This is a genomic window from Limosilactobacillus balticus (assembly GCF_014145615.1).
Lineage (GTDB): Bacteria > Bacillota > Bacilli > Lactobacillales > Lactobacillaceae > Limosilactobacillus > Limosilactobacillus balticus.
Map to the genome: position 1 here is coordinate 44633 of NZ_JACIVH010000041.1, position 14448 is coordinate 59080.

Annotated in this window: 14 protein-coding genes; 13 read left to right on the plus strand and 1 reads right to left on the minus strand. The window is 38.2% G+C overall.

The window, feature by feature from the left end; translation table 11 throughout:
- Positions 1-70: 70 nt before the first annotated feature.
- The 5 genes from H5S10_RS00680 (at position 71) to H5S10_RS00700 (ending at position 6069) form a co-directional block, all read left to right on the plus strand.
- Entirely contained in the window at positions 71-1336 is a 1266-nt protein-coding gene (locus H5S10_RS00680) for a tetratricopeptide repeat protein (RefSeq protein WP_182588384.1), read from the plus strand.
- 125 nt (positions 1337-1461) lie between these two features.
- Positions 1462-2673, plus strand: a complete 1212-nt coding sequence (locus tag H5S10_RS00685; protein ID WP_182588385.1) for a CCA tRNA nucleotidyltransferase — start codon at positions 1462-1464, stop codon at positions 2671-2673.
- 1 nt (position 2674) lies between these two features.
- Positions 2675-4585 carry an ABC-F family ATP-binding cassette domain-containing protein gene (locus H5S10_RS00690; RefSeq protein WP_182588386.1) on the plus strand — a complete coding sequence of 637 codons (1911 nt, stop codon included), beginning with the start codon at positions 2675-2677 and terminating at the stop codon, positions 4583-4585.
- A gap of 17 nt (positions 4586-4602) precedes the next feature.
- Complete coding sequence (locus H5S10_RS00695) at positions 4603-5565, plus strand: thymidylate synthase (protein WP_182588387.1); 963 nt, start codon at positions 4603-4605, stop codon at positions 5563-5565.
- A gap of 15 nt (positions 5566-5580) precedes the next feature.
- Positions 5581-6069 carry a dihydrofolate reductase gene (locus tag H5S10_RS00700; protein WP_182586364.1) on the plus strand — a complete coding sequence of 163 codons (489 nt, stop codon included), beginning with the start codon at positions 5581-5583 and terminating at the stop codon, positions 6067-6069.
- Here the strand turns inward: H5S10_RS00700 and trhA are convergent.
- Positions 6058-6702: a PAQR family membrane homeostasis protein TrhA gene (gene trhA, locus H5S10_RS00705; RefSeq protein WP_182586365.1), complete on the minus strand. Its 645-nt coding sequence runs from the start codon at positions 6700-6702 to the stop codon at positions 6058-6060. The two genes, H5S10_RS00700 and trhA, sit on opposite strands and share 12 nt — an antisense overlap.
- A 178-nt stretch (positions 6703-6880) precedes the next feature.
- On the opposite strand from trhA, the gene H5S10_RS00710 reads away from it, so the two are divergent.
- The 8 genes from H5S10_RS00710 (at position 6881) to topA (ending at position 14411) form a co-directional block, all read left to right on the plus strand.
- Complete coding sequence (locus tag H5S10_RS00710; RefSeq protein ID WP_182586366.1) at positions 6881-7723, plus strand: DegV family protein; 843 nt, start codon at positions 6881-6883, stop codon at positions 7721-7723.
- Between the two features lie 91 nt (positions 7724-7814).
- Entirely contained in the window at positions 7815-8741 is a 927-nt protein-coding gene (locus tag H5S10_RS00715) for an SGNH/GDSL hydrolase family protein (protein ID WP_182588388.1), read from the plus strand.
- A 2-nt stretch (positions 8742-8743) separates the two neighbouring features.
- Complete coding sequence (locus tag H5S10_RS00720) at positions 8744-9346, plus strand: YpmS family protein (RefSeq protein WP_182586368.1); 603 nt, start codon at positions 8744-8746, stop codon at positions 9344-9346.
- 18 nt (positions 9347-9364) lie between these two features.
- The gene (locus tag H5S10_RS00725) at positions 9365-9586 is read left to right on the plus strand and encodes a YozE family protein (RefSeq protein WP_182579074.1); all 222 of its coding nucleotides are present in this window, start codon (positions 9365-9367) and stop codon (positions 9584-9586) included.
- Between the two features lie 21 nt (positions 9587-9607).
- Entirely contained in the window at positions 9608-10480 is an 873-nt protein-coding gene (gene ylqF, locus H5S10_RS00730) for a ribosome biogenesis GTPase YlqF (RefSeq protein WP_182588389.1), read from the plus strand.
- Positions 10473-11243, plus strand: coding sequence for a ribonuclease HII (locus H5S10_RS00735; RefSeq protein WP_182588390.1), 771 nt, complete (start codon positions 10473-10475; stop codon positions 11241-11243). Before ylqF ends, H5S10_RS00735 begins: the two co-directional genes overlap by 8 nt.
- 50 nt (positions 11244-11293) lie before the next feature.
- Positions 11294-12169, plus strand: a complete 876-nt coding sequence (gene dprA / locus H5S10_RS00740; RefSeq protein WP_182586371.1) for a DNA-processing protein DprA — start codon at positions 11294-11296, stop codon at positions 12167-12169.
- Positions 12170-12290: 121 nt separating this feature from the next.
- Complete coding sequence (gene topA / locus H5S10_RS00745) at positions 12291-14411, plus strand: type I DNA topoisomerase (RefSeq protein WP_182588391.1); 2121 nt, start codon at positions 12291-12293, stop codon at positions 14409-14411.
- Positions 14412-14448 lie beyond the last annotated feature (37 nt).

Consider the following 14448-nt stretch of genomic DNA (forward strand, 5'->3'; position numbering starts at 1 on the left):
AAGGCCTGTTCAATGCTTAAAATCATCGATTGTGATATATTTAAAAGTGATAGTAAAAGGAGGGCATAATATGACCTACTCAGAACAAATGCTTGATCAATTAGAAGCAGGAAAATTAAAAGAAGCCCAAAACTCATTTAAACTCGCGCTAATTAATGATGATGATGATATGTTATTTAGCCTTGCGGAGGAATTATATGCATTGGGCTTTCTTCAACAGGCACGAACGATTTACTTAAAATTATTAGATCGTTATCCCGATGAAGATGAGTTAAAGACTAATTTAGCGACGATTGCAATTGATGAAGGACATAATGACGAAGCTTTATCATACTTAGCCCAGATTAAGCCGAACTCGCCAGCTTATGTTCAATCATTACTGGTTGCCGCTGATTTATATCAAACTGAAGAAGAATTTGAAGTAACAGAGGACAAGTTGAAAGAAGCTTATGCATTGGCTCCTGATGAACCAGCTGTTGAATTTGCGCTTGGTGAATTTTACTTTATGGTTAGCCAATATTCTGAAGCAATCCAATATTATTTCCAACTAATTAAAAATGGATATACTGACTTTGCAAAAGTTGATATTGCGGGACGTTTAGGTATCTGTTACGCTCAGAGCGGTCAGTTTAAGAAGGCTTTAGGCTATTTCAATCAGGTAAAACCGGAATATCAGACTAGTGATATTCGTTTCCAAAAAGGATTGACTCAACTTCAATTAGGGGATACTGAAAAGGCAATCAAAACTTTAGAGGATCTAATCAACGATGATAACCAATATGCATCTGCTTATCCTGAATTAGCAAAAGCGTATGAAAAAGAGAATAAATATCAACAAGCACTACGGGTTGTCCAAGAGGGTCTTAGCGTTGATCAATATAATGAATACCTTTATTCACTAGCAGCTGAAATTACTAGTCATCTTGGCGATCAAAAGTTAATGAAGAAATACTTGGTAAAGGCACATGAACTTGCTCCAGAAAATATGACGATCACCTTACAATATAGTAATTTCTTGCTTCACCAACATGATGATGAGGCAAATATTAAGCTTCTGAGTCCGTTGGTAAAAGAAGATGAAACTGATCCACAATTATATTGGAATCTAGCGCGGTCATATCAGCGAACTGATCAGCTTGAATTAGCCGGAAAATATTATGAAGTTGCTTTACCGGCGTATAGTGAAAATCCAACATTCTTAAAAGAATTAATTAATTACTACCGCGAAACTGGTGAAACTGATAAGCTAATGGATGAATTGGAACATTATCTTCGGTTAGTCCCAACAGACACTGAAATGCAAGATCTCTATGACCAATATGAAGATTATAAATAATTTTTAATTTAAATGAGATAGGAAACGTTAACGATTTTAGCCGTTCTTTACGTTTCCTGTCTCTTTTTAGTAGTAAATTAATTTGTTATAATCAACTTTGATTATCAAAATGAGGACATGATTAAATGAAAATAAAACAATTACCAGCTATATTTGAACCAGCACGCCCTGTTTTACAAAAAATAGAGGAGGCTGGCTACGAAGCATATTTTGTTGGCGGTTGTGTCCGTGACACTATCTTACATGACGAGATTCATGATATAGATATAGCAACGAGTGCTTACCCTAGTGAAATAAAGGCGATTTTTAACCATACTGTTGATACCGGAATTGAACATGGTACAGTTATGATTCTTGACCATGGAACGGGATATGAAACAACTACTTTTAGAACCGAGTCAGGTTACCAAGACTATCGCCGTCCTGATAAAGTGACTTTTGTTCGTTCATTAAGCGAAGATCTCCAACGTCGTGATTTCACAATTAATGCTCTTGCCTTGCGCGAGGACGGGGAAGTTATTGACCTATTTAACGGACTAGAAGACCTGCAAAAGCATCTTATTAAAGCGGTCGGTAACCCTAATGAACGTTTCCATGAAGATGCTTTACGGATGATGCGGGCTGTGCGTTTTGCAAGTAAGCTTGATTTTGTCATTGATACTGCAACGTTAAAAGGGATTAGAGAAAATGCACCATTATTAGAAAAAATTGCAGTTGAACGAATCCGGGTTGAGCTAGAAAAACTATTGTTGGGCCAAAATCCAGTAGCGGGCTTAAAAGATTTTATTGCAACTGGTTTGTACCAATATTGTCCAGGATTGGAAAATGCGCAAGCTACTTTGTCGGCTTTATTAATCCTTAACCAATGGCATTTGGAGAATGAGGCTCAATTGTGGTCAGTTTTAAGCTTACAACTCCAGCTTGATCAAAAAGAAATTGGTAAATTCTTAAAGAAGTGGAAGACAGCAAATGACTTAATTGCGCAAGTAAAAAAAATAGTTCCAGCAGTCCAAGCAATTCGTCAACGTGCGCTTACACCAGCGCTAATGTTTAATACTGGTGAAACAGCCCTCCATGATGCTAACCAAGTAGCTAAGTTATATGGATGGGCAATTAATGATGAGGAATTACAAAAAGCTTATCAAAAATTACCAATTAAAAACGCTAAAGAACTAGCGATTGATGGTCGAGTATTAATTACTAAAGCAGGAGTGAAACCGGGGCCATTGATGGGAAAGATTCTTCAGCAATTAACGCTGGCAGTAGTAAATGGTGAGATAGCTAACGATGCAACAACATTGTTAGCAAAAGTAGAAGAGATAACGAAAGAGGGATAATATGCAAACGATGCGTGCAGAGGGTTTAACCAGTACATACGGGGAAAAGACCTTATTTGATAATATTTCGTTTATTATCAATGAAAATGATAGAATTGGACTGATTGGTGTTAATGGGAGTGGCAAAACAAGCCTTCTTAACGTAATTAGTGGAGAAGTAAACCCAGAAGGCGGCGGTCAGATTACTAAGCCTAATGATTATACGATTGGTTATCTAAAGCAGCAGCCTGAACTTGATGAAAATAAGACAATCATGGAAGCTGTTTTTGAAGGTAAACAACCAGTTTTTGAAACAATTCGCCAATATGAGCTGGCTCTTGAACGGTTTACAAAGCACCCAGAAGATCCACAAGCAATCGACCGCTACACAAAAATGCAGGCACGAATGGACCAAGAAGATGCGTGGGAAGCTGATAGTCGGGTGAAGACGATTCTAACCCAGTTGAAGATAAAAGATGTAAGTCAAAAGATTGCTCAACTTTCTGGAGGACAAAAGAAACGGGTTGGGTTAGCGCAAGTCTTAATTCAACAGCCAGACCTCCTATTACTCGATGAACCAACTAACCACTTAGATCTTGATTCGGTAGTTTGGCTCCAGGATTTTCTTCGCAGTTATAAGGGTGCTGTGCTTGTTGTTACCCACGATCGGTACTTCTTGGATCAAATTACAAATCATATCTGGGAACTATCTTTTGGAAAACTTTATCACTACGAAGGAAATTATCAGGACTTTGTAGCGAAAAAGGCGGAACGAGTAGAATTAGCTAAAGATACTGAGAAAAAGAATCAACAGCTATATAAAAAAGAATTAGCCTGGATGCGGACAGGTGCAAAAGCCCGGTCCACAAAACAAAAGGGGCGGATTAATCGATTCCACGAATTAGAAGGGAAAATTGGTAATCTTAAAACTGATGAAGATATTGCCATTAATCTTGGATCACAACGTCTAGGGAAAGATGTTATTCAATTTAAGGCTGCCAACTTAAAATTTGATCATCATCAAATTCTTCATGACTTCAATTGGCTTGTTCAGGCCGGTGATCGAATTGGAATTACTGGTGAAAATGGAGCGGGGAAGACAAGTTTATTAAACGTGATTGCCCAACGTGTCCCATTAGATAGTGGTGTCCTTAAGATTGGAGAAACCGTTAAGTTAGGATATTATACCCAGCAAACAGAAGGAATTGATAATGACAAGCGGATGATTAGTTTCTTATCTGAAATTGCAGATAATGTTACTGATAAAGATGGTAATAAGCTTAGCGTTACCCAATTATTAGAACGTTTCTTATTCCCTCGTTTTATGCATGGTACTTTGATCCGAAAGCTTTCTGGGGGTGAAAAGCGACGATTATACCTCTTAAAGATCTTAATGCAGCAGCCTAATGTCTTATTACTAGATGAACCAACTAATGACCTTGATATTGGAACACTGACAGTTCTTGAAGATTACCTAGATAATTTTGCGGGAACTGTAATTACGGTTTCTCATGATCGCTATTTCTTAGATAAAGTGGCCGACAATTTGCTAGTCTTCAATGGGAATGGTGACATTGAGCGTTATACGGGACGCTTTACTGATTATTTAACTGCTAAAAAAGAAGAAGCAGATAAGGACAAAGAACTTAAAAATGATCAAAAAGCCCTTGCTAAAAAGCAGGTAAGTAAGCAAGAACCAGCTAAGAAAGAAAAAACAAAACTTACTTATGCTGAACAACTTGAGTGGGATCATATTGATGAAGAATTAGATGCCCTTGATCAACAGCATCAGCAATTAGAAAATGAAATGGCCGAAGCAGCAAGTGATTATACGAAACTTGCTAAGTTACAAAAGCAACTAAATGAAGTCCAAGAAAAAATTGATGAGAAGACAGCTCGTTGGGAGTATTTAAGCACATACGTCGATGAGTAAGGGAGGAAAAAATAAGGATGACGACAAATGTAAATGAAGAGCAATATTTAGATTTAATTCGTTATGTATTAGCGAATGGACATCAAAAAAGTGATCGGACAGGGACAGGTACTAAATCTGTTTTCGGATATCAGATGCGATTTGACCTAAGTAATGGTTTTCCTATTTTAACTACCAAGAAAGTTCCATTTGGCTTGATTAAGAGTGAATTACTATGGTTTTTACGAGGTGACACTAATATTCGCTTCTTACTTCAACACAAGAATCATATTTGGGATGAATGGGCATTTAAGAAGTGGGTGGAAAGTGATGAATATCAAGGTCCAGATATGACGGACTTTGGTCACCGTTGGCTTAAAGATCCAGAGTTTAAGAAACTCTATCTCCAAGAAAAGAAGGCTTTTTGTCAGCGAATTCTTGAAGATGATGATTTTGCTCAAAAGTATGGCGACTTAGGCCTTGTTTATGGAAGTCAGTGGCGAAAATGGAAGACGAGTCAAGGCGACACAATTGATCAAATCGCTAACGTTATCCATCAGATTAAAACTACTCCAGATTCACGACGGATGATTGTTTCAGCTTGGAATCCAGAAGATGTTCCTTCAATGGCTCTTCCTCCATGTCATACAATGTTCCAATTTTATGTTAATGATGGAAAACTTAGCTGTCAGCTCTATCAGCGAAGTGCCGATATCTTTTTAGGTGTGCCATTCAATATCGCTAGTTATGCCTTATTGACGCATATGATTGCTCATCAATGTGGTCTAGAACCTGGCGAGTTTGTTCATACATTAGGGGATGCTCACATTTATCTAAACCATCTTGATCAAGTTAAAGAACAACTGACAAGAACGCCTCATGAAGCTCCTAAATTGATTTTACCTGCTGAACCAAAACCAATCGATCAATATGAAATGACTGAGATTAAGTTAGAAGGTTATACTCATGAGCCTGCAATTAAGGCTCCCGTAGCAGTTTAAAAGGAGTGGTTCAAGATGAGTGAGCTGAATTTAATTTGGGCGGAAGATTTGAATGGCTGGATTGGTAAAGATAATACAATCCCGTGGCATGTTTCTGCTGATATGAAGCATTTTAAGACAAAAACTACTGGTCACCCGATTATAATGGGACGAAAAACTTTTACTTCTCTTGGCAATAAACCGTTGCCTAAGCGGGAAAATATTGTGCTTACCAATCAGAACATAGATGTTGAAGGAGTTAAGGTCGTTCATTCTTTAGTTGCCCTTAAAGAATATCTTAAATCAAACCCAGATGAATATTTTGTAATTGGAGGAGCAACCATCTATCAACAATTACTCCCAATGGCGACAAAGTTAACACGAACTGTAATAAATAAGCAAATTGTTGGGGATACAAAAATGCCAACGATCGATTATGACCGTTGGCACTTAGTAAATTTCAATAATTATGAAAAAGATGACCAGCTAATTTGTCGTTTTGAAGAATGGGAACTAAACGTATAAAAGAATTGAGAAATACATTAATATTGTTCCAATGAGGACAAAGATATGCCAAATTAAATGGGTATATGCAGTTGGACGGCTATAGAAGAGGGCACCAAGAGTAAAGGAGAGTCCTCCTAGTAATAGTAGCCCAAAGCCAACTGGACCAAGAGCACGCCAAAGAGGCATGAAAGCGACTAGACATAGCCAGCCCATAAGAATGTAAATAATAGTTGAATATTTACTTTTATGTTTTAACCAAATACATTTATACACGATTCCAATAACGGAGAGGCCCCAAATCACGCCGAAAATTGTCCAGCCTAACCAGCCGCGGATACTAACCAAGCAATAGGGGGTATAAGTGGCTGCAATAAGCACAAAGATCATTGAATGGTCGAGAATTTGAAAGACCCGTTTAGCTCGTGTAAAGATTAAGGCGTGAAATAAGGTTGACGAAAGGTAAAAAAGAATTAAAGCACTTCCGTAAATAGTAAAGGTAACAATTCGCATGGGACTACCAGTATGAACAGCTCTGATAATTAATAAGATCAAGCCGGCAATTGATAATCCTGCTCCGATCCCATGAGTAATGGCATTACCGATTTCTATTAATAAAGTACGCCGATCTCTTGTCCTTTTTTGTGTATCCATCAAAAAACCCCTTTCTAAAGACCAATGAATTTTTAAAATATTTTTGTTATACTAAATAAATAGTAATTGATCCTACAAAATTAGATAAAATTGAGTATAATAGTACTTGAAATTAATTATCTAGTTTTAGATACTAGATAATTATAGCACAAATTGTTCAGGAAGAGTGGTAAGTTTCATGGCAAAGATAAAAATTGTTTGTGACTCATCGGCAGGATTAACTGATGAAGAAATTAAAAAATATGACATTACAATTATACCATTAAGTGTAATGATTGATGGGACGGTATACGTTGAGCGTGAAACAATTACAAACGAACAGTTCCCTGAAATGATGAAGAATGCTAAGTCACTGCCAAAGACTTCTCAGCCACCAATTGGGAAGTTTGTGGATGCCTTTGATAAGCTAGGTGAAGATGGTAGTGAAGTATTATGCGTTACAATGATGGAATCAATTAGTGGGACCGTCCATGCGGCTGAACAAGCGGCTGGAATGACAAAGACAAAAGTTACAGTCTACGATTCCCAGTCAACCGACCAAGTAATGGGCTTTGAAATAATTGAAGCAGCTCAAGTAATTGAAGCCGGTGGTAGCGTTGAAGATGCAATTGCTAAGATGAAAGAAGTACTTAGTAAATCTGAACTTTACTTGGCAATTGATAACCTTGATAATTTAGTTGCTGGTGGACGAATCAGTAGGTTTGCTGGTGCTATTTCTAATCTATTAAACATTAAGGTCATGCTTCATGTGTACGATGGTCAGATTCATATTGAGTCAAAAGGCCGAGGCATTAAATCAATACATAAAGAATGGGATAAGATTTTAGATGAAATGGCACGGGGACCAAAAGTTAAGCGCATTGGGATTTCTCATGTCGATGCTGGCAAAGAAGTAGAACGCTTATTAGCAAAACTAAAAGAACTTTATCCAGAAATTGATGTTACTGTTCGGGAGACAGTGCCAATTATTGCGACTCATACTGGAATGGGTGCTTGTTGTTTGCTATACTACACAGAATAATCTTTGATAAAAATAGGTGGAGGCTGAGAAAAATGAAAATTTTTCCCAGCCTCTATCTTCTTAAAATTTTAAAATAAAGGAATATAAATAGATGAAAAAGTGGACTAAATGGCTATTATTATCGCTTTTGGCTATTCTGATTATTGGTGGAGGATGGTATACTGTTAACCACTTTACAAATTTAACTAGTAATAGTTCAAAAGTTGTTACACCAAAGTACGTTGAAAAGAAAAATGTAAAGCTAGTTGCACTAGGTGATTCCCTTACTCATGGCCAAGGGGATGAAGCTAATAATGGTGGGTATGTTGGAGTAATTAAAGAAAAAATCGAACATCGTTATCACCAAACCAAGGTTACAACAGTCAATTACGGGGTAACTGGAGACCGGTCCGACCAGATTCTTGATCGATTAAATCAGCAATCTCAATTACGCAGTGACTTACAGAGCGCGGATGTAATTACGATGACTGTTGGTGGGAACGACTTGATGCAGATCCTTGAAAAAAACGTAATGGGCTCTGAACGGCAAGTCACCAGTAGTGTTGAAAGCGGCGAAAAAACTTATCAACAAAAATTGATTAAGCTATTTAATGCAGTTCGAAAGGAAAATCCTAGGGCTCCTATTTTTGTGATGAGTATTTACAATCCCTTCTATACCTATTTTCCAGATGTAACAATTATTAACCAGTCAATTAATCAATGGAACCGAACTACACAGGATGCAATGGATAATTATAAGTCAATGTATTTTGTGAACATTAATAAGCTGATGTCATATGGCCAATACCAGACTAAGAGTCAGCAACAACAGCTGGTCAAGGAAGAAGAAAAGGCTAACCAAGGGCAAGTCAGTCAAAAGCGAGTCATTGAAATTATGAATCATAAGGATAAGAACCTTAATAAGTATATTTCAACAGAAGACAATTTCCATCCTAATCATACAGGATACGTCAAAATTGCTGATCAATTATTTAAGGTAATGCAAAAACATGATAGCTGGGAATTCACACGGAGGTAAAAATGAAAAATTCTGCAGAAAAAAAGATTAATTGGTGGAAGTGGGCCTTTTTTTGCTTAGTAGCTCTGATTGTAATTAGTTGCGGAGTTGTATTGAATAAAGCGACTGCGCCTACGCCGGCTGCAACGACAAGCAAAGCTGTAAAACCAAGTGATTCATCGGTGACAGTTGAATTAAATAAAAAACAAGTGAACGCTTTAGCTGCTAACTATCTGAATCAGTTTCTAAAAGGGCAAAAGATTCGTTATGATTTTATTGTTGGGGATCAGTATGCTACCCTGACAGGGAATACTAAGTTTTTAGGGGCTAAGGTGCGATTTGCTATTAATTTTATTCCTGAACGATTAAATAACGGAAATGTCTTGTTACGTGCTAAGGGGCTTTCAGTTGGAAGGCTAAATATTCCGATCAAATTTGTGATGGGGTACATTGCAAAGAATTATAATATTCCTAAATGGGTCACAATTAATCCACAAAAGAAGACGGTTTTATTAGACCTTAACCGTTATAGTAAGCACCGTTCTCTCAAGTACTCAGCTCAAGAAATTAATATGCAAGAAGGGCGGTTTAAATTTTTAATTACAGTCCCAACAAATAATGAATAAACATTGGAGGAAATTAAGATGAGAATGAGCTTTTATCAGTTTTTAATGACTCAACGAAACCCGAATAGTGCAGATGAAGTTCAACAGTTTGCAAACAATGCTTTTTTAGATACTGCTTTTCCTAAACATTCAGAGAATTTTGATGAAATTTCACATTATTTAGAAGAAAATGCCGACTATTTGCCATCAATGACAATTTTTGATGAAGCATGGCAACGGTATATTGATGCAATGAATTAAAAGAGAAGGGGAGAAAGTCAAATGGCAACAATTCAATGGTTTCCGGGACACATGGCAAAAGCATTACGACAAATTCGTGAGCAAATGCCACTAGTAGATATTTTATTTGAGCTAGTTGATGCGCGGGTCCCTTATTCGTCGCAAAATCCAGAAGTGGCACTAGCGGCAGGAGAAAAGCCAAAACTTTTAATTATGACAAAGACGGATTTGGCAGACCAGAAACGATTAAATGAATGGATTAAATACTTTGAGCAACATAATCAACCAGTTCTTGCCCTTGATTCACGACAAAATAACGTGGCAAAAGTTGTAACGGCTAAAAGTAAAGAAATATTAAAAGATAAATTGGCAGAAGAAAAAGCCAAGGGAATGAAAAAGAGGCCAATTCGGGCAATGTGTGTTGGAGTTCCCAATGTAGGGAAATCAACCCTTTTAAATCATCTGGTAAAAAAGAACGTCGCAGCAACTGGAAACCGTCCAGGTGTTACTACTGGACAACAATGGTTACGGTCATCGGCAGAATTGGAATTACTTGATACTCCTGGTGTCCTTTGGCATAAATTTGCTACTCCTAAGCAAGGAATAATGCTGGCTTTAACAGGAGCAATTAAAGATAGCTTATACGCAAAGGATGATGTAGCGTTGTTTGCCCTTGATTACTTGCGGCAATATCAGCCAGAAGTGTTAAAGCAACGTTACCACTTAACTGATGCAGATCTGGATGAATCGGTTGCCAATCCGGATTTACTATTAACGATTACTGCTAAAATGGGCTTTCGTGATGATTATGATCGAGCTAGTGAACGGTTGATTTTTGACTTGCGAAAGGGAAAATTAGGACCAATCACTTTGGAAGTACCAGTTGACCTAAATGAGGATGGACTAAATGAATAAGGAAACCATTAGTCAAATTAAGGCCCGTTTACAAACTATCACAGATGCAACTGATCCTTACTTGCAGACTATTCGTGATGATTCGCGCAAAGGTGTTCAAACGGCAATTCAGCAATTTGAACACCGGCTTGCACGGCAGAAGGAAGCTGAAGAGGCGTTCAAAAAGCGATTCAAATATGAAAAGTACTACTGGGAAAATGGATGTCAGTATATTGCAGGAATGGATGAAGTAGGAAGAGGACCATTAGCTGGGCCAGTGGTTACTTGTGCGGTAATCCTAAATGCAGATTTTGATCTGATAGGGGTAACAGATTCTAAACAATTAACTAGACATGAACGGGAAAATTTATATTTACGAATTGTTGATGAGGCAGTTGAGGTTAGCATCGCGGTCAATGATGCGCCAGTGATTGATCAAATGAATATTTATGCGGCTACCCAAGATGCAATGATCCGAGCAGTTAACTGCCTTCACCATCGGCCAGATCATCTGATTGTTGATGCTGTCCCGTTAACAATTGATATTCCTCAGACAACTTTAATCAAGGGAGATCAAAAGAGTATTAGTGTTGCTGCAGCCAGTATTGTCGCAAAAGAATACCGGGATCACTTAATGCGGGACTATGATTATGTTTATCCAGGGTATGGTTTTGCACAAAATATGGGGTATGGGACCAAAGAACATTTAGCCGGTTTAGAAAAAATGGGGGCCACTCCTATTCATCGGCGTTCTTTTAATCCCGTTCCAAAATATTTAAATTAAAAAATGCATTTTCAAAAAGCTTTCGTATATAAATATAGGGAGGCTTTTTTATGTTACAAGTAAACGATTTTCTATTACGGTTAAGTTTGTGTCGCGGGATTGGCTTAGTTTCAAAGTATCGTCTATGGGAGTGTGCTCTACAAGCACGATGCTTTAATAATATTGACTATTTGATTGATCATGCAAATGTTAGCTTACGAAGTGCATCGTCATTGAAAAATAATTGGACAAGTCCAGAGCTTGATCAAGCAGTAGCCTTAAACAGTCAGGAAAAGTTTATTACGATTGCGGATCCGTTATACCCGCTGACCTTGAAAGAAACGTACTGTCCGCCCTTGGTCTTGTTTTATCGTGGTAATTTGAGTTTGCTCCATCAGCCTTCAATTGGTGTTGTTGGCACTAGGCAGATAACTAATTATGGACAGAGTGCTTTACGAGGATTATTGCCACCAGTAATTAAGCGACAGATAGTAGTAATCAGCGGATTAGCTCAAGGGGTAGATGGTTTTAGCCATGAACTTGCGCTCAACTATGGAGGCCTTACTATTGGCGTGATTGGGACTGGTTTGGATCAAGTTTACCCACGAAATCACCAAGCCCTTCAAGACGAGGTTGCTAGACAAGGATTAGTAATCTCTGAGTATGGGCGAGGTGAACCACCTGTGGCTTTCCACTTTCCGGAGCGTAATCGCATTATTGCAGGATTAAGCGAAGTGATTTTGGTTGTCGAGGCAAAGAAAAGGAGTGGGAGTTTAATCACGGCTAACATTGGCTTAGATGAAAATCGGTCTGTATGCGCTATTCCTGGAAGGATTGATGCTCCTTTATCGGTAGGATGTAACAGTTTAATCGCAGCTGGCGCGAAACCAATTCTCAGCGCGCAAGATCTTTTAGACGAGTTTCGACTGTGTGATTCGAGGGCTTGATTTCTGGTGAGAAGTTGATTAAAATATTTTGTTCAGTTAGAGATTATATTTGACAGATGGTAGTCAAATGGATTAATAATATTATTGAATGAAATATTAAAAATGTTAGGAGCCTACCAGAATGGCAACCAAAACAACCAAATCAACGGCGAAAAAGACAACTCGTCGCCGTTCAAAAATTAAAAAAAATCTGGTGATCGTGGAGTCACCATCAAAGGCAAAAACAATCGGTAAATTTTTAGGCCGGTCCTATAAGGTTGTGGCTAGTTTAGGTCATATTCGGGACTTGCCAAAAAGCCGGATGGGGGTAGATATTGAAAATGACTACACCCCTGATTACATTTCAATTCGGGGGAAGGGTGATGTAATTAAGGAACTACGGAAGGACGCTAAAAATGCGAAAGCCGTATATCTTGCATCTGACCCTGACCGTGAAGGGGAAGCAATTGCCTGGCACGTTTCAAATATTTTAAAGCTTGATGATGATCAGAAGAACCGGGTTACCTTTAACGAAATTACTAAGGATGCGGTTAAAGAAGCTTTTAAGGAACCTCGAGAAATTAATATGGATCTCGTGGATGCCCAACAGGCACGACGGGTATTAGATCGATTAGTTGGATATTCAATTAGCCCAATTTTATGGAAAAAAGTTAAAAAAGGCTTAAGTGCTGGTCGTGTTCAATCAGTTGCTCTTTACCTGATTATTCAACGTGAAAATGAAATCAAGAACTTCAAACCAGAGGAATACTGGACAATTGATGCTGATTTCAAGAAGGGCAAAGAAGAATTTAAAGCTAGTTTTTACGGTGAAAATGGTAAGAAGGTTTCCTTAAAGAATAATGATGTCGTTCAGGCAATTCTTTCTAAAATTGATAAAAAGAAAGATTTTGATGTTACTAAGGTGACAAAAAAAGAACGTCGTCGGCAACCACAACCACCATATACGACTTCGACCATGCAACAGGATGCTAACCGTCGTTTGAATTTCCGAACGCGAAAGACGATGATGGCAGCACAAATGTTATATGAAGGGATCGATATTAAAGAAGGGGCACCAGTTGGTTTAATTACCTATATGCGGACGGACTCAACTCGGGTGGCGTCAATTGCTAAGCATGAAGCGTCTAACTATATTCATGAAAACTATGGCGCGGAATATGCGGCAATAAAGCCGGTTAAGGGGAAATTACCTGAAGGGGCACAAGATGCGCACGAAGCTATTCGGCCAACTTCAGTCTATCGGACACCAGCTAAAATGAAGCAATATTTAACTCCTGACCAATATAAACTTTATAATTTGATTTGGTCGCGGTTTGTAGCTAGTCAAATGACTGCAGAAGTAATTGATACGATGAGCGTTAACCTTCAGCAAAATGGTGTCGACTTCCGTGCAAATGGATCAAAAGTTAAGTTCCCTGGGTTTACAAAAGTATATAAGCGAGGAACTGAAAAAGATAACTTGTTGCCAGAATTAACTGAAGGTGACAAAGCTAAAATGATAAAGGATGATCCAGCTCAGCACTTTACCCAACCGCCTGCTCGTTATACAGAAGCGGCTCTTATTAAAACTCTGGAAGAAAATGGTGTCGGCCGTCCATCAACCTATGCGCCAACGCTTGATACGATTCAGCGACGTTATTATGTTCGCCTTGTATCACGCCACTTTGAGCCAACTGAATTGGGTGAAATTGTTAACCGAATTATCGAGAAGCAATTCCCTGACATTGTCAATGTCCAATTTACTGCCGATATTGAAGGCAAACTTGATGAGATTGAAGAAGGTAAGCAGAACTGGATTAATGTTGTTGATAAATTCTATCAACCATTCTCAAAAGAAGTTGATGCGGCTGAAGAAGAAGTTGATAAGATTGAGATGAAAGATGAACTTGCTGGCACAGATTGTGAAATTTGTGGGGCCCCAATGGTTATTAAAATGGGTCGGTATGGCAAGTTCTATGCATGTTCTCGCTTCCCAAATTGTCGGAATACCAAGGCGATTGTAAAAGATACTGGAATTACATGTCCAAAGTGTGGGCAAGGAACGGTTGTTGAACGAAAATCAAAGAAGAACCGAACTTTCTATGGTTGTTCCCGCTATCCAGATTGTGACTTTGTTTCATGGGATAAACCGATTGGACGTAATTGTCCTAAAGATGGGCACTTCCTTGTTGAAAAGAAAGTCAAGGGTGGCAAACAAGTTGTCTGTCCTAATGGAGATTACCAAGAAGAAGTTCAGAAGTAAAAATATTGCGCTGGTTTTTTACTAAATTTTACTTAAG